The following is an 18,913-nucleotide window of genomic DNA, read 5'->3' on the forward strand; positions in this document are numbered from 1 at the left end:
CAAATACTTAGTTGTTCGCAGCTTCTGCCGCTTTCGTGCGGACCGTCTGCATCGCTTCTGTCCATGGGACGAGCTGGTCGAGCATGTCGTTGACCGATTGGACTTGAACGTCTTTCGGTGCGAAATGTGTCCCGTTCTCGAAGTCCGTGAAGAGCGAGAGGGCTGGGTGGACACGGACATGGGCGATCAAGAGCTCGCTCAACACGCCGCGTAAGTGTTCTGTCGCACGCGCACCGCCGACTGAACCGTACGAGACGATTCCGGCTGCTTTGTTATGCCATTCGTTACGTAAGTAGTCGAGAGCATTTTTGAGCGCGCCTGTGATTGAGTGGTTGTATTCTTGGACGATGAAGACGAAGCCGTCCATCTCTGCGATTTTCTCAGACCATGCCGCCGCACCTGATGCGTCGCCGCCTGGTTCGCCGAGAAGCGGAAGGCTGTAGTCTGCGATATCGATGATTTCATAGTTAGCGTCACCGCGTTTGTTCGCGAGTTCTTTCACCCATTCTCCGACTTGTGGGCTGACGCGTCCTTCACGAGTAGATCCGAGTACGATTCCAATTTTCAACATGTTAGTTCCTCCTTGTGAGTTGGTTGGTTCTTCTTGTTTACCGAACAAACGATTTAAAAAGCTCATTTCATTCCCTCATATTCTTTCTCAAACGTTTTTGTACTTCTGACCGTATCAATCGGTCGAACCATCGCTTCAATCTGTTCCCGCTTCGGCTCTAAGAACGGCGGGAGTGACAATTTCTCACCGACCGTCTCATACGGCTCATCGCCCATGAACCCTGGTCCGTCCGTTGCCCATTCGAACAGGATTTGCGGCGCGACGCGTGCGTAAGACGATTCAAAGAAGAAGCGGTCGACATAGCCTGATGTCGGTAACCCGAACTGTTGCAATCGTGCCGTCCATTCATCGAGGACACTGCGGTCATCGACACGGAAAGCGACGTGATGCACGGTTCCGAACCCTTGGCGCGCGACTGGTGACGTCTCGTCATGAATGACGACGACTTGCGCTCCGTTTCCACCCTCACCTCCTTCAAAGAGATGCGCGTCGCCTTCTTGTCCGATCTCTTCGAACAACATGACTTGCTCCATCACTTGTTTGAAATACGTAAAGTCCGCGATGCGGATGAAGATTGGACCGAGGCCCGTGATGGCGTACTCGAGCGGGACCGGGCCGTTTTGCCACGGTTCGCCTGACGCGACGCCAACGTTGAACTCATCTGAGATGAGCTGGTACGCCTGCTCGTCGAAATCGACGAACGAAAGCGTCTTCTTGCCGAACTGCTCGGCGATGCCTTCATGCTTCACTCCGAGGCGATCGAATCGACGTTCCCAATATGTGAGTGCCTCGTCGGTCGGGACGCGGAACGACGTCTTGGCGATTTCATTCGTCCCATGCACGCCTTTTGGGATGCCAGGGAAATCGAAGAACGTCATATCTGTTCCAGCGCTGCCTTTGTCATCGGCGAAAAATAAGTGGTACGTCTTAATGTCGTCTTGGTTGACCGTCTTTTTGACGAGACGCATCCCAAGGACGTTCGTGAAGAAGTCATAGTTCTTCTCGGCGCTGCTCGTAATCGCCGTCACGTGGTGAATTCCTTTTACATGGTTCATTCGAATCGCTCCTTAAAATCTTGATTTCGAGATAATCAGTTAAAATTTTTTGACACTTCGGCGCGTTTGCCGACCGTCTTCAATTGAGTAATTGTATTTGCTAAATCGAGACCGTCGAAGAGCTCGTCCATTCGTCGTTCATGGGCTGGAAAGATGCATGACATAAGTGTCTGTCCTTCCTCTGTCAGTGCCGCATACGTGACGCGACGGTCGCTAGGACACGCTTTGCGGATCAAATAGCCTTTCGCTTCGAGCCGGTCGACGATGTATGTCATGCTCCCGCTCGTCAATAATACTTTTTTGCCGATCATTTGAATCGGTTGGTCGCCTTTATGGTACAGCAATTCCAGGACCGAGAACTCGGTCGGATTCAGCCCGTACTCGGCGACTTCATGCTTGACCACGTCTTGAATCGATTGCGAGGCCCGAAGCAACACCGTGATCGCTTTTAACGTTTGTCGTTCTTCCATGTGTTCCCCTCCTTTGCTGAGAGAAAACAATACTTTAAATTTCATTATCTTTAATTCGAGATAAATATAACACGCTAAATTTGATGGGTCAATCAATTTGTCTCAAAAAAAAAAGACGAGTTGCCTCGTCTTGTCGTTTCAGTCATACGTCTCATCCAAGTTACGCGCATAAAACGCGATGGCGCGACGATACCGTTTGATGCTGTCATCCGGCTCCGGGCTTGCGAGCAGTTCGAGCAACGTACCGGTCGCTTCCTTATGGCGACCGAGGTTATAGCGGGTCATCGCCTGGAACACTTTGAGCGCCCCGATGTCTGGGAACTGCTCAATCGCCTTGGCAAACAACGCCTCAGCGTCCTCATAGCGGCCGAGCGCCCGATACGTGCTGCCGAGTCCGATATACGTCTCCCGAAGCTCTTCGCCGGCGAGGCCGAGCCGGATTGCCCGTTCATAATGCGGGACGGCTTGACGCTCTTCCCCGAGCGAGTCATAACACCAGGCGCAATGGGCATGCAGGCGTGGGTTCTTCTCGTCTTGTCGGAGCAACATCAGGAACAGCTGCTTTGCCCGTTCGAGCTCTCCGATCTCGCGGAGACGAATCGCTTCGTCGAGCCCCTTCTCCTCTGAGGTTTGAATTTCCAAGTCACTCAAGTCGTCGAGCCACGCTTGCAACAACTCGTAATAGCGACCGACATGGACGCCATCGACGAGGGCATGATGCGCTTGGACCGAGAGCGGCATCGACATTCGGCCGCCCGTCTCCGTGAATTTGCCCCAAGCGATGCGCGGCACCGTATCATGCTGCTGATCGTGTGTCGGGTGGCTGATGCTCGTGAACGTGACCCAGGGCACGCTCGTGATGTAAAGCAGACTGTCCGGCTCATCGTCGCCGACGACGACTTCCCGTTTCGCCCCGCTCATCCGGGCCGTCACTTCTTCCATGAAGTCCGGGAACGTGTCTTTATAGGTCGCCGTGCAAAAGTTGAAGACGTCATCGTCCATCATGACGGTGAACGATGGATGTACGACGTCGTGCTCGATGACCTCGTCGCCGCGAATGCGGTAGCGAAGCTCCGGGATGGCGTTCGCCGTCTTGACAGCACCGTACAAGAACAGTTTAAAGAACGACTGGCCGGTCCGTTTGGCGTGCGTATGTAACTTCGTCACATCAACGCTCGCCGTCACGTTGAAATGCGGAGCGTCGAACGCCTTGAAGAATTCGTAGTGCTTCTTGCGCGACCACGTCTCGATATTGATGATTTTCATGATTCGTCCCCTTGTTTTTTCTTTCACTGTACCAAAGGGAACAGGCCGTTCAAAGTTTTTGCTTCAATTCGGTGTAATGCTCGTTCGCCAAGTCGAAATAGACGAAGTCGTTCCGTTCAATCCGGTCGAGCGTCGCATGGAAGTCGCGCCAGCCCTGTTCGACGAGCTCCGGCGTCAGTTCTCCGGCCTCCGTCGCTTCCTCGAACTCGTCCTCGTCTTTACGGACCACGTCCCCGTTCGGGAAGATGAGGATGTCGAGCAACAAGTCGTCCATATACGGGATTCCATCCTCATATCCGATTGCTTCGACGATATCGATGTACCATTGGACGATTTGCCCTTCCTCATTAAACATGACGGTCACACCGAACGGCTCGTCGTCCGGGAAGTATTGTAGCCAAGCGTATCCGGCATCGGCGACGATGAACTCTTCTCCCTTGTGCATCTTATATTGAGGTGCGCGGACGGCGTCGATTTGAAACAAGGCGACCGTCCCGGAGAAACGGTCATCATGGATTTCCATCTGCGCGTAGCGATGTTGTAAGATGCGTTCCCAGTCCCGGCGATTGGCAAATTTTCGTTTTGGCATATGTCTCTCTCCTTTTGACCCAATTCATACGTAAAGAGTTCGCCAAAATCCGACATTCCCCTGTTCAATCGTACAGATTGTGTTGATTGAACGAGACGAGATGGCTTTGTTTCAATCGTTTTCGCTCGACCATCCGTGTAAAGGCGTCGGTCGAGATGAAGCGATTGCCCGGGTGAATCGTCGCCAACTGCAACAAGATGAAGCGAATGCCGCGCTCCCCTTCCTGAAGCGGGACATGAAACATCGTCCCATCCTCATTGAATCGATTTATGAACAATTCGATTTTGCAGTCTTCTTTTAACAGTCGTGACGTGACGAAGGCGGTTTGGCTGATGAGCGATTCGAAGTCGTGATGGAGCGTATACCCAGACGGACCATTCAAATCCAAGGCGAACGTGAACGTATCGAGCGTCGTCTGTTGAAATACTTTTGACTGCAGGCGTCCGAGTTTCGCCGTCGCATACCAATCGATCTCCTTCACCGGTTCCCCTTCATACGGTTTCGACCCGATTAGTTGCAACGGATTTCGAAGCGGTGACGCCAAGAGCGGCCGGTCCCCGAGCGCTAACCGTTTCGTCCCGACCGGTGGATGCAACAGGAGCGATGGAAGGACGGTCCACTCTATATCGACCGGTCGTTCATATAAATACGTCCCGAGTCGGAACGGGAGCGTGACGGCGATGACGCATTCTTCGAACGTGGCAGGTCCGCGATACTCAGCGCGCACGACCAATTCGTGGCGGGCGCGACTGACATCGACCTTATAGTCGAGCACGTTCGGAAGGCGCTCATGCGCCGGAAAGCTGATTCCCGAGCTCGACTTCAAACGAATGCGAAGTGGCAGGCCGAGCCGATCCAACTCGTCCACCCCATCGACAACCAATACGAGCCGACTCTCGTCCCCGACAAACAGCAATTCTTCGTATTGCGTGAACCGGAGATCGATGTGCCGCTCGAGTTGTTGCCGCGTCCGCTCGAGCATCCAAATCGCACTCGCGACAATGAAGCATATGTAACCCAATCCGTAGACGTATGGGAAGAACACGAGCATGGCTCCGCTCACGATATATATAGGGAGGAGCCTTCGCTGCAACCAAGCGTGCGTGGACAGGATCATGCGTCAGCCCTCGACCGGCACGGGCACGGTGTCTAAAATGTGTGCAATGACGTTCGCTTTGGTCGACTTAATTCCGCCTTCAAGCGTCAAGCTGATCCGATGGGCGAGCACGTACGGCGCCACGGCTTTGACGTCTTCTGGGATGACGTACAGTCGGCCGGCCAAATAGGCATAACTTTGACACGCGCGGAGCAATGCGATCGCGCCGCGCGGGCTGACCCCGACCTCGACAGACGAATGCGCCCGGGTCGCATGGACGAGACCGAGCATATAGTCGAGGACATCGTCTTGAATCGCGACTTGTCTCGTCTCGGCCTGCGCTTCTTGCAGCGAGGCGAGTGACGTCACGGCCTCGATTTGTTTGCGGGTCTCGGTCAACACTTGCAACAACAGTTCTCGCTCTTCGGCGGCTTCCGGATAGCCGACCGGAATCGAGATGAGGAACCGGTCGAGTTGCGCGTCTGGGAGCGGGAACGTCCCAGCCGATTCAATCGGGTTTTGCGTCGCGATGACGAAAAACGGCTTCGGCATCGGATACGTCTTCCCGCCGATTGACACTTGTCGTTCCTCCATCGCTTCGAGCAGCGCCGACTGGGTGCGCGGGACGGCTCGATTGATTTCATCAATCAGGACGATGTTTGCGAAAATCGGACCTTGGCGATGGTCAAATCCTTGCGTCTGCATATTGAAGTAGTCGGTCCCGATGACGTCGGACGGGAGCAAATCGGCCGTAAATTGGATGCGCGAGAATGACCCGTCCAAACTGCCGGCGATCGCTTTGGCGAGCAATGTCTTCCCAGTTCCAGGTACGTCCTCGAGCAAGATGTGCCCTTCGGCGAGAAGCGCCGTGCAGCAGAGCCGGACGACTTCACCTTTCCCCAAATACACTTCATTCAACTGTTTGATGACCGCTTCGATTCCCATTTCGTTCCCCTCCGTTGGTAGATGTCTTATTCGAAGTTTACCTGTTTATGGTAATATAGACAATAAATAGTCTGAACATTCCGATAAGGAGGGAAAGGATGAAGTGGTCATCTCGATTTATAGGATTCCTTGTTGTGACAGCTTGTCTCGTAGTGATGTTCGTCTTTATCAGCAAGGAGACGTTCAGTTGGCTTCAAACGATCAATACACCTGCTCCAATCAGTGTGATCGAAATGGGCAAGCCAGAAGAGGCACCACCGCCAAAAGGTGGTATTGATTTGGGTTCTACCGATGAGAAGGGAAACGGTGGAGAACGGCAAGTGAAGGAAGACATGCTCAAATTCAAATTTGGTAGCGGGGATGGTGATGCCCCAGGCGGACTCGGCACATTGTTCGCCTTCCTTGCTGCCATCGGGTTGACCGTCTATGGCGTGCGTAGATGGCTGCGTCGTCGACGGGGGAAAGGATTCACGTTTTCTAGTAGACAGAATGCCTTTGCGCCACTGTCTCTCAACGCGGACACATCGATTGAGGCACGGACGTTCCCGATGCTCACGAATATCGAACTGAGGGATTGGCTGATCACGTTCAACGCGTCGCTCGCCCCTGAGTTAAAACTTCGGACGAATGAGACGGTCGTCGACTGGTTCGAGCGCATCGAGCTGACAGATATCGATGCCTCGCTCTATCATCTGATTCGCTATGGTCCCGCATCCGATCATGACATCCCGTTCGAGCAGCAACAACGCTTTCACGAGGCACTCGACCGCTACTTGAAGCGGCAACCCTGAGCGAGAAAGTACCCGGGTTCTCAATGACTGGCAAACATGCTACGCTCATTGATAATAGGAAAAAAATGTAACTTTCTTAGGAGGTTTGATTGATGAAACGCCTAGGCCTACTCGGATTCAGTGTGTTTTTGCTGACCGGGTGCACCGATTCCGTTGAGCAACCCATCGTCCCGGCCGATACAAATGAACCGTCGTCCGAAGACATCACCGCTTGGACGCGAGAAGATTTTAAAGACGTCTTCGACCAATATGAAAAAGTCCCGCCGCTCTTGAAGGCACTCGAGAACGATGGACTCACCCCGTTCCGCGAGACGTTCGAGCACGTCGTCATCGCCGGCGACGGCATCCAGCATACATACGCCGACATTCATCCGTTCAAACTTGACGACGGCACGTACGCCACCGTCTATGAGAGCGCGAACGGAGACATCGCCAACGGTCCCGAGTCGGTCGCGCCGCTGTTTTGGCAAGAAGCATCGTTCCTTCAATTCGTCGAAGAAATCGAGAAACGAAAATATGGGACGAGTGCCCCACCGACGGACGTCGTTTTGACCGAAGACGAGTTTCAGGCGCTCTATAATCGCCACGCCTACACATCCGCGCTCATCGTCGAGCTCGACGAATGGGGCGTACAACTGGCGCGCGATCCGCTCGAGAACGTCATCATCGCGGGAAACGGGGTCAAGGAAGTGAAGGCCGACTTGATCGTCTTTGAAGTCGAAGGCGGCTACGCCATCGTCTACGACCGAGACGGTGAGATCTTCAAAGGGCCGGAGTCGATTGCTCCGCTGTTTTGGAGCGAGACGGATTATGAAAACCTACTCGAGAAACATGAATGACTTATGGGAAGCGTCGCTTCAAGTCCCGGTACTCGAGTAGCAAATTGAGCCATTGCGCCGGCTTATCGCTCGACTCAGCTACATCGTACCGGTACCTCGTCACATATACATGCCACGACAAGGCACGATAGACGCAACCGAGCTCTTCGGCGATCAATAGATGACGCCAAAGTACGTCCTTGGGTGCGACGCCGCTCCACGCTTCCAAGTAAACCGTACGCATCGTTTGAATCTGTTCATACCAGGCGACCTCGTCTTCTTCCGGCAATAAGTCGTACAGCGCGTTCCAAAACACGCGCACGCTGATGACGGTCGCGTCGCCCCAGTCGAGGATACACAAATCATTCGTCCGTTCCCGCCAGAAGATGTTGCCGCCGTGCAAATCACCGTGCTCGAGACTCATCGGCATCCCAATCGCCAGCTCATCGCACATCGCGATCAATTCATCTTGAAGCGCGAGCATGGCCTCGGCTTTGTATTGCTCGAGCCCGGCGCAGAGCTCAGGTAAATACGTACGGATTTCGTCCTTCAACTTGTCCGGTCGGCGGTCCGGGATGCCGTAAGACAAGCAGGTCTCGATCTGGTCGATCTCCTGTCGCTGCAGCTGTGCGTATTGACGCAACGCCGCTTCGTATCGACTCACGTCCGGTCGTTCATGTAACGCCTCTCCGCCGATGTCTCGCATGAGCAACCAGTTCCGGGCTGAATCGATGGCGATGACGTCAGGGACGAAATCAGGATGCCGCTCGGCCAGAAACGCCGACAGATTGGCTTCGCCGCGGCTGATATCGGTCACCGCTTTGGCGTAGTAACGTTCCTCATTGAGCGCGCCAACAAGCAAGTACGTCAAATCGGTATCTTTGATCACGTGCCACCTCGCATTCGGCACGTTTGCCTCAATCCATCGTTCGAACCGTTCACGAAACGATCGTTCACGCCATGGGATTGCCTGTCTCATCCTTTTCACCCTTTCTTTCATCATCTCCTAGGAGGAAACGATATGGACGTTGTATATTACTCATACCCGGTCGATGCCATCTTGTATATGTACTTAGGGGCGACGGCCGTCGTCAGTCTCATCATCGGGCTGCTCGTTTGGCGTCTGTTCAAGCGCCGAGCTGTCGGCTTTTGGACAACGCTCGTTCTCAGCTTTGTCGGGCTGTCGCTCTCGCTCGTCTGGTTTCAAAACGCGTCCGTCGCCGTGTTCATAGGGACACTCCCGTGGCTGATCAATCTCGTCTTCTCCCTTTTGTTGTACGGCCTGTTCGTCGGCATCATCTATGTCGCGTTCCGACCACGAAAGCTCGACCGCGTCAAGTGACGGTATGCTATACTCATGTTAATAAACGACCACTAGGGGAGCCTTCGGGCTGAGACGGCATGCGCCGGACCCTTCGAACCTGATCTGGCTCATACCAGCGTAGGGAAGTGGTGTGGGATTCGTCTGTCTTTCCACGCCACTTTTCCACTTGGAGAAGTGGCGTTTTCATTTTGAAAGGAGACTATCTATGCGTATTCAACAACTCACTTGGATGGCGATGCTCATCGCCATCGCCGTCATCGGCTCCCTGTTCATCTCGATTCCGACCGGTGTCGCCCGTGCCTATCCGATTCAACATATGGTGAACGTCATCGCCGCCGTCACCGTCGGGCCGATCGGGGCCGTTCTCGTTGCGTTCGTGACCGGAATCGTCCGTGTCATGACCGGTACCGGGTCGCTCTTGGCCTTTCCCGGAGGTATGATTGGGGCGCTTTTGGCCGGGGTCTTCTATATGAAGACGAACCGCGTCGCCTTCGCCGCATTCGGTGAAGTCATCGGGACAGGGCTCATCGCCTCGCTCGTCGCCGTCCCGTACGCCAAGGTGTTGATGGGGAGCGAGTTCGGGGCACTGTTCTTCTTCCCGGCCTTCCTTGCGTCGAGTGTGACTGGCGCCGTGCTCGGCTGGATCGTCTTGGCTCGGGTCAAGCAATTACGACCGCTCGAGGTGAAACGATAAATAGGAGTTTCCCCCGCTGAAAAAAATGGTAAAATCAGGATAACACATACTGGGAGGTCATTTCTTGAATCGATTGACGCTATTATTGGCGGCCACCGCTTGCCTGTTCATGTCCGGTCTCTTGTACACGCTCGAACGCATCGCCACGTTCACCCGCTGGAATGCTCAGATTGCGACAGGCACGTTTTCCAGCGAGCCGATGTTCGTCGATGTGTTGCTTCAAAACGTGTTCATCTCGATTTTCGGAGTGGCTGCCATCTTCCTCTTTTTCAAAGCGGGCAACGCTGTTCAAGGCTCAACGACGACGAAAACAGGGACGGCCGACTTATGACGGCTGTCCCTGTTTGACGTGATACACCCAAATCTCTTCCCCGTTTGCCTCATCAATCAAGCCGCTGTCGACAAATCCACCCTTCGCATAAAATCGTTTCGCCGGTTCGTTCGTCGGATGGAGACTGAGGATGAGGTCATCCACATCGAATCGCTCTTGAATCCACACGAGTGCCAACTGTAAAAAGCGTGACCCGATTCCTTTCCCTTGCTCTGTCACATCGATCATAAATCGATCGAGCCAGATGTAACGCTCCACCTTGTTCTCGGCCCCAATCATCATGAAGCCGACGGGATGATCATCGCGACAAAGTGCATAGCACTGCCACGCATATTTGACATCGGTTTCCATCTCGCGGAGCGATTCGGCGTTCGTTTCGATAAAGCGAGCTTGGTCAGAAGCGACGGCCAAGGCGACAACAGCCTCCCGATTCGTGTCATCGACAAGTTGAATCGTCAGCGTATCGGCAGCCATCGGCGCACCTCTTCCATGTCCAGTCCGCGCTTCGGCAAGATAAAGGCGCTGACCGAGGAGTTGTATAGATACACATAATCGTCCTCCTCGACGACTTCCTTGATTCCTGCCCATGACACACGCGTCTCGCCGAACTCATTTAAATCGCGCAGACCAGTCTCCTCCAAATCCATCGTGTGGGGACCAATCATGCCTTCGTTGCTGCGTTCGTCGATGAGACGCCGCGTCTGCTTCCGGACATGCCGTTCAAAGTATTTCGGATAATACAGGAACCAAAGAATACTCGCGACCCCGTATATGCCATATAGCCACCAGTCCGTCTCTTGGAGCCACGTCGCCAGCACGAAAGCAGCGCCTAAAAAGATAAGTGGTCCGATGATTCGCTGCAGGAGAATCATCCGCTTTCCTGTCTTCGAACGTTTAATATGGCTCAAGTTGAACCGGATATAGTCGTCTTCTGTCAATTCGTATTGGATTTTCATCATCATTCCCTCCTCGGTGTCCTATACGTCTCACGTGAAGAAAAGTTCCGTTCAGAACGTTGATTGGATAAACTAAAAGAAAGGAGTGACATCATGAAACAAATCCACCATCTCTGCATCCAAACGCCCGATTACGAGGCGTCCAAACGATTCTATGAGGCGCTCGGCTTCGAGCTCGTCCAAGAGTCACCCGACTTCCACACCCGAGCGTTCAACAGCTGGCTCAAACTCGGTGACTTTTATATCGAGCTTCAAACGGCAAAAGTCGACGAGACGTTGTCGCCTTATTCGAAGCACGTGGCCGGCCCGGTCCACTTCGCGCTTTATGTCGATGACCTCGAAGCGGAAGTAAGACGGCTAGAATCACTTGGCGTGACGTTCCTACCAAAGCACGGCGGGAACATCTACTTCGTCGTTGACGGTCATTTGAGTAAATTAAAAGCTCCAGAAGGCACGATTATCGAGCTCCGGGACACGTTTGTCATCAAGTGAGGCGCTGCCTCGCTTTTTTTATTGCCAAAATCGCACACCCTCATGTTTTTCGCCGTCTTCGAACAGGTACATGACAGAGAACACACTTTGTCCGTACCGTTTGGAGGCCTTTCATGAAATATCTCGATTATTGGAGTTACTTATCGCTCTCCCTCGCCAAGCTGTTCCTCTTCAGCCTGTTGACCGCGAGCGCGTTCGACCTACCTTTTCTATTCATCAACCTCGCGACCATCTTGATGATGACGAGTTGGGCGCTACTCGTAAAACCACAGACACGTCGCTGGATTTTGTTCGCGTCGCTGTTTCTGCACAGCACGCTACTCATCTCGGACGTCTGGTATTACCGCTATTTCGGCAACTTGCTGTCGGTCGCCCTACTGTCTGATATCGGCCAGATGGGAGACGTCGGGGGCGGATTTTTGACATTGATTCAAGCACCCGACTTCATCTTGTTCACGGATTTGCTCGTCTACGCGGCTATCCTCGTCTATATGAAGCGACACCCCATCACGGAATCGAAACGCCTCGGTCGCCGTTTGGCAGCTTCCGGCTTTCTGATCGGCCTCATCGTCTTTACCGTTCCAACCGCCGTTCATTACGCCGAGGCAGACCATCGCAAGACCCCGATTTCGAATATGCGTGAGTATTATCAGTTCGGATTTTGGGGCTATCACGGGCTCGATACGTTCCGTGGCCTTCGCGACGCGTTGAACCTCGGTGACGACCTGACGGAACGGGAGCGCGGCCAAATCGAAGCGTTGGCGACCGAACCGGTCGAGGCTACAGCCGACACGAACGTCATCATCGTTCAGCTCGAGTCGTTCCAAACGTCCGTGATCGGCCAGACCGTCAACGGTCAAGAACTGACCCCGAATTTGAATGCGCTTCGCGACGAGATGCTGTACTTCCCGAATTTTTATCATCAGACGCACGAGGGCCGGACGTCCGATGCGGAATTTACCGTCAACGCCTCGCTCTATCCCGTCCAATCGGGGTCGGTGTATACGCAATACGCCACGAACACGTTCGACGCCTTGCCGGAGCAATTACGGCGCGCTGGTTATGACACGGCCGCGATGCATGCATTCGACAAGGAGTTTTGGAACCGCGCCAACTTTTATGAGCAAATCGGCTACAACCATTTCTTCCATCAAGACGATTATCCGACGAAGCCTGTCATCGGGATGGCGGTCGGTGACAAGGAGTTCCTGACGACGTCAGTCGACCATTTGGACACGTTGGACGAGCCGTTTTATTCCTTCATGGTCGCGTTGACGAGCCATACGCCATATGAGATTCCGGACGAGGAGAAACGATTGGATTTGTCGGGGTACGACGACTCGCTCCTCGAGGACTATTACCACACAGTCCACTACAGCGATGCCGCCGTCGGTCTTATGGTCGAACAATTGAAAGCAGACGAGAAGTGGGACAACACCCTCGTCGTCTTTTATGGTGACCACGACAGCGGATTGACCGCTGCCGGTGACGAGATGGCCGTAAAAGCAGATGCCGACTCCACGGTCGAGTTGTTCCAGCTTGACCGCTCCGTCCCGTTATTCATCAAACCGGCCGGGCTCGAACGAGGTCAGACGGTGCAGGCGAGCGGCGGGCAAGTCGACCTGGCCCCGACCATCCTCGATTTGCTCGGGATGACACCGACGTATATGCTCGGACGCTCGCTCCTCGACGATGAGCCGAATTTGACCGTGTTCCGGAACGGCTCCTTCCGCTACGACGACCTCTATTTCGTCCCGGATTTGACGGAGCCGGTTGGCAGCGGCATGTGTTATTCGGTCGAGACCGGTGATGACTTGCCGCTTCAAGCATGTGAGCCGTATATTGACGAGGCCGCCGAACAGCTTCGCTTATCCGATACAATGATTGAGAAAGACGCCCTGTCCGACTTCACACAACACGACAAACAAGCCGTCCCGAACTAATCGGGACGGCTTGTTTTGTCAGTAGACGTTTCGTAACGCCTTGACGTCGATTTTCTTCATCGGCAAGAACGCCTCGGTCACTCGTGCCAATTGTTCCTTTGTTCCGGTCGTCAGCATCTCTTCCATCTCCCACGGCACGATTTGCCAGGAGACGCCATAACGATCTTGGAGCCAGCCGCACTGTTCCGCTTCCGGGACGGCCGACAGTTTGGCCCAGTAGTCATCAATCTCGGCTTGTGTCTCACAAAACGCGATCAGCGACTGCATCTCGTTGAAGGCGAATTGATGATTTTCCGCGCTGTCCATGGTGACGAACTCGCGTCCGGACAAGACGAAGCGGGCGTAATTGAGCTTCCCTTCCAACTCCGGTCCGTCTGTCGCCTCGTAACGAATCAGATGGTCTTCCAGCACGTACGAATCCGGGAAGATGGAAATCCAGTCGTTCATGGCCGCCTCAGCGCGCCCGAAGACGTCCCCGACGAACAAAAAGCATGGGGTCACCGTCTGGATGTCCATCCCGCCGCTATGCATGATTTGCCAAGAGACACCGTGTTTGTCTTTTAACCAGCCGTAGCGCTCGCTGAAGTCATACGTATCGAGCGGCATGAGCACCTCTGCCCCCTCCACAAGCTCGTTCCATAGCGTCTCTACTTCTTCCGACGTCGGGAACGCAACCATATACGAGATGGACGGGTTGCGTTCCTTCAACGGACCCGCCCCGAGCAGTTGAAAGAACTGTCCTGCCAGCGAGACGGTCACAACCGTCGTCTCCCCGGAAGGTGTATCCGTCAGTTTCGTCGTATAGTCGACGAATGAATCCGGAAACTTCGACACGTACCACTCCGCAATCGCCTCGACGTCACCTTCAAACCAAATGCACGGGATAATCGATTGGGTAATCATCGGATTGACTCCTTTCAGACTTCACGCAGACGATACACATCACGGACGGCGAGCAGCGTCTCGGCTGCCTTTCGGTATGCTTGATAATGTGGTGAGTTGATGTGATGGTCGAGCGCCGTCTCGTCTTCATATTGCTCATAAAACACAAACGTACCTGGTGCATCGATCGACTCATGGAGCACATACGTCAAACATCCTTCCTCTTGTCTCGACGGGGGGATGACCTCATCGAGCGCTTGCCGCAACGCCTCTTCTTTCCCCGGATGTGCCTTCAAGATAGCGGTGATTGTAATTGCCATATGCGATTCCTCCTCATTTTAGGACTGACGCAAAACTGTTCCCGTTTTGGAAGAGATGTATACGCAAATGGACACGCCTATTTGTAAAGGCGTGTCCATCGTTTAGACGAGTTCGTTCGCAATCTCGTTCAGTTCTTCAATTTGATCTTTCAACGAAGCTAACGCTTCTTGCTGTGACATCGTCAGCACATGAACGTCTTGACTGTTCACTTCGAGCGCTGTCATTAGTGCCGACATTTGGGAAGTCACTTGGTGAACTTTGTTCAGTTCTGATGCGACGACTTGGAGCTGTGTCGACGTCTCATCCACGGTGCTTGCGACCGTTCCTGTCGTTTGGATCATGGAGAGAATCGATGTTCCGCTCTTACGTACTTGTTCTTCCTGCGTCGATAAACGTTCTGTACTACCATCGATTGCACGTTCCGTCACTTGCACCTCCTGCATGACGAGTTGGATAATATCATTGATTTGAGATGAGGCTTGGGCCGTTTGAGCCGATAGATTCCGAATTTCAGACGCGACGACTGCAAATCCTTTTCCGTGTTCCCCCGCTCGCGCTGCTTCAATTGAAGCGTTGAGCGACAGCAGGTTCGTCTGAGACGAAATCTGCTGGATCGTACCCGTGATGGTCCGCACTTCTTGGAAACGCTCCGCCAATCCTTTAAACGCATGATTGACTTCACTGATACTTAAGTTCAGTTCAGCGAGCGACCGTTCTGTCGAGTCCATATTTTCATGCGATACATGAGCGTCCTGCAAGACCCCACTCACTTGAGACGTCGTCTCCTGGAGCTGTTGTTGCATCCGCTCAAACGCCTGTACAGTTGAACGAATTTGCGAAGCGACGTTTTGAATCAGACCTGCTTGTTCCGACGTCCGTTTCGTCATCAAACCGATTTGTTCTGTAACTTGCTCCGAAGCATTTGTGACAGAGTCGACTGAATCATTCATCGTGAAGACGGCCCCATGAAGTGTGGTCGCACTCGCTGTCGTCTTCGCCATCGTTAGCTCGATTTCGCTAGCGTGTTGTTCTGACTTTTCTTGTTGCATGAACGTTTCATGTAACAACTTCGCACCAAAGAATGACACAAAGTATGCGCCAGACAAAGCCATTGTGAGCACAGTGAACCAAATGACGAGATCGAGCGGCGTTTCAAATGAAAAGCGCCCAATCAATACAGCTCCGACCGATACGATAAACGCGAGAATGCTGCCGTACAGCACAAGATGCCGATTCAAGTACATCAACATCAATACGATATACAGAAAGACGATATTTTGAATCGCAGTACCTGGCAGCGTCAAGATAATTGCTGAAGCTGCAATGTACATCAACGTGACGAGCCCATACTTCAACCAAGTATGTTCCACATAGAAGCGATGGCCCAGCCATGATGCGGCTTGAATGACACCACCTATCAGAATAAAATTGACTACGCCTTGCCCCGCGAGCTCCCCCATCCAATACAAAACACCCATGATCGGATAAGAGAGGAAAAATAAAATAATCACCATGCGCGATACAAACAACGAACTCATTTTTTCAAAATGATTCACCATAATTGTTACCTACTTTCAATAGAATAAAGATCTATATTATATTTCGGCGTATTTTTATTAATCTCAAGTCCGTCTTTCTCCATTTCGCTGACATTGACTCAACAAATAAAAACAGCACAACAATTGTTGTGCTGTCCATCGCAAAATTTAGTCTCTATCTTTACTTTTTTGTTTAAACGGCCACCATACCCCGTCCCCGAACGATACGGTGATCGCTGGGATGAGCAGTGGCAACACAATCAATCCGTATAACAACAGTCCGGTGATAACAATCGTCGCAATCTGCACGAGACTGAGTACCCCAGACGGAATCATCGCCCCGAATGTCCCGGCGAGGATGACAGCGGCGGTCATGATGACCGTCCCCATCTTCGTCATCGAGTGAATGAGGGCATCGCGTACTGTCATCCCGTTGATCGACTCCTCGCGGAACCGATCGAGTAGGAAGATCGAGTAGTCGATACCGAGGGCGATCAACATGACGAATCCGAAGAACGGAACAGCCCAACTGATGCCGTCATAGCCGAGTCCTTCGACAAAGATGAGCTCTGTGATGGCTGCTGACGTATAATACGTCAATAAGAGCGACCCGATCATGTAGAGCGGCATGATCATCGAGCGGAACAACACCGTCAAGACGATAAAGAGCGTCACGAGCATGATCGCGACGGTCCGATTGAAGTCGTTCGTCGACGTCTCATTCAAGTCGCTGTTAATGCTCGAGATACCGGCATACCCAATCGTTGCCTCCGCGAACGGCGTCTCGGTGACGACCCGGTCCATCGTCGCTTTCACGGTCTCGACCGTGTCAATCGCTTCCGGCGAATATGGGTCCATTTCGAGGATGACTTCGAGCTGTGTCGCCGTCCCGTCGTCAAACACGTAGCGCTCGACAGCTGGAGCGAACTCCTCTGACGTGAGCGTCCCTTCCGGTAGATAGACGCCCGTATCGCGCAGGCTGTCCGAGCTACTGAGGTCTGATAGGAATGTTGCCGCTTCATTGATACCTGTCTCGATTTGAGCGAGCCCTGCGTTCGCTTCACCGACACCAGCAGCGAGTTGTCCGAGACCCGTTCCGAGTTCACCGACTTGGGCGCCTTGTGCCGTTAACGCCGTAGCTGCCTCATTGATACCTGCTTCAATTTGACCGAGACCAGCAGAAACTTGCCCAAGTCCCGCCACGGTCGCAGGAATATTTTGCGAAGTCGTCAACCCTTGCCCAATCAATCCAAGTTGCGCGTTCAATTGACCAAGTCCCGCTGCCGCTTCTGCGAGCGGAGCTCCAGCGTTCGCTGAACCAGCAGGAAGTTGAGTGACGATTGCTTCAAGCCCAGACTCGACTTGCGCGAGTCCTTCTTGGACGTCGCCGAGACCCGTCTCGGCCTCCGTCAATCCTGCACTTACTTGTTCGAGCTGGGTATCCACATAAAAGTCATCAATGACGTCACCCGTCGGCCGCGTCACGGAACGAACGCCGCTTACACCATCGATTTTTTCAAGTTCATTCGAGAATTTCTCGATATACGGAATATCTGTTTCAGACAACGCGCCATCTTGTTTTAGAATGACCTGGACCGGGAGCGACTCTCCTTGCCCGAATCCTTCTGAAATCAAGTTGAGCCCACGTACGGAATCATAATCGTCACCGATCTCATCGACCGTATTGAACGACCGGGCATCGTCATACGTGAACAACACCGGTACCGTGATCAACGCGACGACGAGAATCGAAACGAACGGTCGATTGACCGACAGACGGCTGAATCCTTCCCAGAGACGGCTGTCGTGATGTTCGCCCGCCTTCTTCGATGGCCAGAACAAACGATGCTTGAGCGTCGCCATAAAGAACGGCACGACCGTGAAGAGAATGAGCAAGAGCACGGCAATCCCGACCGCGACGGCGACGGCTGATTTGAAGATTGGAAAATCGGCGAAACCGATGGCCGCAAAGCCGACGAACACGGCAAGACCGCTGATGAGGACTGTCCGCCCTGCTGTCTTGTACGTGTTGACGATGGCATCTTCAATCGCGTGGCCCGCGCCGAGCTCTTCTTTATACCGGCTGAGCAGCAAAATACAATAGTCGGTTCCAATCCCGAACAAGATGGCCACGAGGAAAATCTGCGTGTAGTTCGAGACCGGGAAGCCAAACCAATCGACGAAGAATGCGACGAACGATTGGCTCAATAAATACGTGAATCCGACCGCGATGAGCGGGATGAACGGCGTCACGATTGAACGGAACACGAGCAGGAGCAGTCCGAAAATGAGGACGACCGTGATGATTTCCGTCTTCTTCAAGCCTTCCTGCGCACTCAAGTTCACATCGTTGTTGATGATTTCTTCACCTGTGATGTAGACCGTCTCGTCTTCCGGGAGAATGTTTGCCCGCACGTCGTCCGCGAAGGCGTTGATGTCTTCCATCGACCCTTCGACCGTGATTGGGACGAGCACGATGCGGCCGTCCTCCGAGACGAGCTGTGCTTCCGTCTCTTCATTTTCAAACGGGTCGAGTACGTCTTTGACGACCGTGTCGTTTTGTTTCATCTCGCCGATGACCCGGGAAATATCGGCCCGTTCGGCATCACCGAGCGTTTCGAACTCATAGACGAGCGAGATCGTCTTATCGCTCTTTCCGGCGGCGTTCAAGATGTCCTGCGCCCGCTGCGAGTCCATGTCCTCGGATAATTGGAAGCTGCCGGCTTGTTCGGCCTGCTTCGTCAAGTTCGGCGCCACCACAAACAAGGCGGCCGTCAAGACGATGAGACCGATTAAGATGCCCCAGCGCCATTGGATGATTTTATGCACGT

21 protein-coding genes and 1 riboswitch are annotated in these 18,913 nt (G+C 53.3%); of the genes, 7 read left to right on the plus strand and 14 right to left on the minus strand.

Going from position 1 to position 18,913, the window contains the following annotated elements:
* Positions 1–7: 7 nt before the first annotated feature.
* The 7 genes from KNP74_RS12805 to KNP74_RS12835 form a co-directional block, all read right to left on the minus strand.
* Positions 8–637, minus strand: coding sequence for an NADPH-dependent FMN reductase (locus tag KNP74_RS12805; protein WP_128123682.1), 630 nt, complete (start codon positions 635–637; stop codon positions 8–10).
* Positions 634–1,626, minus strand: coding sequence for a ring-cleaving dioxygenase (locus KNP74_RS12810; protein WP_214764475.1), 993 nt, complete (start codon positions 1,624–1,626; stop codon positions 634–636). The genes KNP74_RS12805 and KNP74_RS12810 overlap by 4 nt, the downstream gene beginning before the upstream one ends.
* A gap of 35 nt (positions 1,627–1,661) precedes the next feature.
* Positions 1,662–2,096, minus strand: coding sequence for a MarR family winged helix-turn-helix transcriptional regulator (locus KNP74_RS12815; protein WP_251130185.1), 435 nt, complete (start codon positions 2,094–2,096; stop codon positions 1,662–1,664).
* A 138-nt stretch (positions 2,097–2,234) separates the two neighbouring features.
* On the minus strand, positions 2,235–3,362 hold the full coding sequence (locus KNP74_RS12820) for a tetratricopeptide repeat protein (RefSeq protein WP_214764477.1): 1,128 nt from the start codon (positions 3,360–3,362) through the stop codon (positions 2,235–2,237).
* Between the two features lie 49 nt (positions 3,363–3,411).
* Positions 3,412–3,951 carry a ribonuclease FAU-1 family protein gene (locus KNP74_RS12825; RefSeq protein WP_214764478.1) on the minus strand — a complete coding sequence of 180 codons (540 nt, stop codon included), beginning with the start codon at positions 3,949–3,951 and terminating at the stop codon, positions 3,412–3,414.
* 64 nt (positions 3,952–4,015) lie between these two features.
* Positions 4,016–5,014, minus strand: a complete 999-nt coding sequence (locus KNP74_RS12830; RefSeq protein WP_214764480.1) for a DUF58 domain-containing protein — start codon at positions 5,012–5,014, stop codon at positions 4,016–4,018.
* A gap of 57 nt (positions 5,015–5,071) precedes the next feature.
* Positions 5,072–5,992 (minus strand): AAA family ATPase, encoded by a 921-nt coding sequence (locus KNP74_RS12835; RefSeq protein ID WP_214764481.1) that lies wholly within the window; start codon positions 5,990–5,992, stop codon positions 5,072–5,074.
* Between the two features lie 98 nt (positions 5,993–6,090).
* On the opposite strand from KNP74_RS12835, the gene KNP74_RS12840 reads away from it, so the two are divergent.
* Positions 6,091–6,783 (plus strand): hypothetical protein, encoded by a 693-nt coding sequence (locus tag KNP74_RS12840; RefSeq protein WP_138858589.1) that lies wholly within the window; start codon positions 6,091–6,093, stop codon positions 6,781–6,783.
* Positions 6,784–6,875: 92 nt separating this feature from the next.
* On the plus strand, positions 6,876–7,622 hold the full coding sequence (locus KNP74_RS12845) for a hypothetical protein (protein WP_214764482.1): 747 nt from the start codon (positions 6,876–6,878) through the stop codon (positions 7,620–7,622).
* Position 7,623: 1 nt separating this feature from the next.
* Here KNP74_RS12845 and KNP74_RS12850 read toward each other — a convergent pair whose 3' ends face one another.
* The gene (locus tag KNP74_RS12850; protein WP_214764483.1) at positions 7,624–8,580 is read right to left on the minus strand and encodes an aminoglycoside phosphotransferase family protein; all 957 of its coding nucleotides are present in this window, start codon (positions 8,578–8,580) and stop codon (positions 7,624–7,626) included.
* Between the two features lie 42 nt (positions 8,581–8,622).
* On the opposite strand from KNP74_RS12850, the gene KNP74_RS12855 reads away from it, so the two are divergent.
* The 3 genes from KNP74_RS12855 to KNP74_RS12865 all read left to right on the plus strand — a co-directional run bounded on the left by KNP74_RS12855 (position 8,623) and on the right by KNP74_RS12865 (position 9,950).
* Positions 8,623–8,943, plus strand: coding sequence for a hypothetical protein (locus KNP74_RS12855; protein ID WP_214764484.1), 321 nt, complete (start codon positions 8,623–8,625; stop codon positions 8,941–8,943).
* Positions 8,944–8,967: 24 nt separating this feature from the next.
* Positions 8,968–9,066, plus strand: a riboswitch (TPP riboswitch).
* Positions 9,067–9,130: 64 nt separating this feature from the next.
* Positions 9,131–9,619, plus strand: a complete 489-nt coding sequence (gene thiW, locus KNP74_RS12860) for an energy coupling factor transporter S component ThiW (protein WP_214764485.1) — start codon at positions 9,131–9,133, stop codon at positions 9,617–9,619.
* A 64-nt stretch (positions 9,620–9,683) separates the two neighbouring features.
* Positions 9,684–9,950 (plus strand): hypothetical protein, encoded by a 267-nt coding sequence (locus tag KNP74_RS12865; RefSeq protein ID WP_214764486.1) that lies wholly within the window; start codon positions 9,684–9,686, stop codon positions 9,948–9,950.
* Here the strand turns inward: KNP74_RS12865 and KNP74_RS12870 are convergent.
* Together KNP74_RS12870 and KNP74_RS12875 are read right to left on the minus strand one after the other, a co-directional pair.
* Positions 9,945–10,424: a GNAT family N-acetyltransferase gene (locus KNP74_RS12870; protein ID WP_214764488.1), complete on the minus strand. Its 480-nt coding sequence runs from the start codon at positions 10,422–10,424 to the stop codon at positions 9,945–9,947. The genes KNP74_RS12865 and KNP74_RS12870 overlap by 6 nt on opposite strands.
* Positions 10,406–10,906 (minus strand): YcxB family protein, encoded by a 501-nt coding sequence (locus KNP74_RS12875; protein ID WP_214764489.1) that lies wholly within the window; start codon positions 10,904–10,906, stop codon positions 10,406–10,408. Before KNP74_RS12875 ends, KNP74_RS12870 begins: the two co-directional genes overlap by 19 nt.
* Before the next feature lie 93 nt (positions 10,907–10,999).
* On the opposite strand from KNP74_RS12875, the gene KNP74_RS12880 reads away from it, so the two are divergent.
* Both KNP74_RS12880 and KNP74_RS12885 read left to right on the plus strand, forming a co-directional pair.
* Entirely contained in the window at positions 11,000–11,398 is a 399-nt protein-coding gene (locus KNP74_RS12880) for a VOC family protein (RefSeq protein ID WP_021065867.1), read from the plus strand.
* Positions 11,399–11,511: 113 nt separating this feature from the next.
* Positions 11,512–13,341: an LTA synthase family protein gene (locus KNP74_RS12885; protein ID WP_214764490.1), complete on the plus strand. Its 1,830-nt coding sequence runs from the start codon at positions 11,512–11,514 to the stop codon at positions 13,339–13,341.
* An 18-nt stretch (positions 13,342–13,359) separates the two neighbouring features.
* On the opposite strand, the gene KNP74_RS12890 is transcribed toward KNP74_RS12885, so the two are convergent.
* The 4 genes from KNP74_RS12890 to KNP74_RS12905 form a co-directional block, all read right to left on the minus strand.
* Entirely contained in the window at positions 13,360–14,244 is an 885-nt protein-coding gene (locus tag KNP74_RS12890; RefSeq protein WP_034779729.1) for a VOC family protein, read from the minus strand.
* A 14-nt stretch (positions 14,245–14,258) separates the two neighbouring features.
* On the minus strand, positions 14,259–14,543 hold the full coding sequence (locus KNP74_RS12895; RefSeq protein WP_214709104.1) for a putative quinol monooxygenase: 285 nt from the start codon (positions 14,541–14,543) through the stop codon (positions 14,259–14,261).
* 102 nt (positions 14,544–14,645) lie between these two features.
* Complete coding sequence (locus tag KNP74_RS12900; protein ID WP_214764491.1) at positions 14,646–16,058, minus strand: methyl-accepting chemotaxis protein; 1,413 nt, start codon at positions 16,056–16,058, stop codon at positions 14,646–14,648.
* Positions 16,059–16,250: 192 nt separating this feature from the next.
* The gene (locus KNP74_RS12905; RefSeq protein ID WP_214764492.1) at positions 16,251–18,911 is read right to left on the minus strand and encodes an MMPL family transporter; all 2,661 of its coding nucleotides are present in this window, start codon (positions 18,909–18,911) and stop codon (positions 16,251–16,253) included.
* Positions 18,912–18,913 lie beyond the last annotated feature (2 nt).

Source organism: Exiguobacterium sp. s141 (genome assembly GCF_018618085.1).
GTDB lineage: Bacteria > Bacillota > Bacilli > Exiguobacteriales > Exiguobacteriaceae > Exiguobacterium > Exiguobacterium mexicanum_A.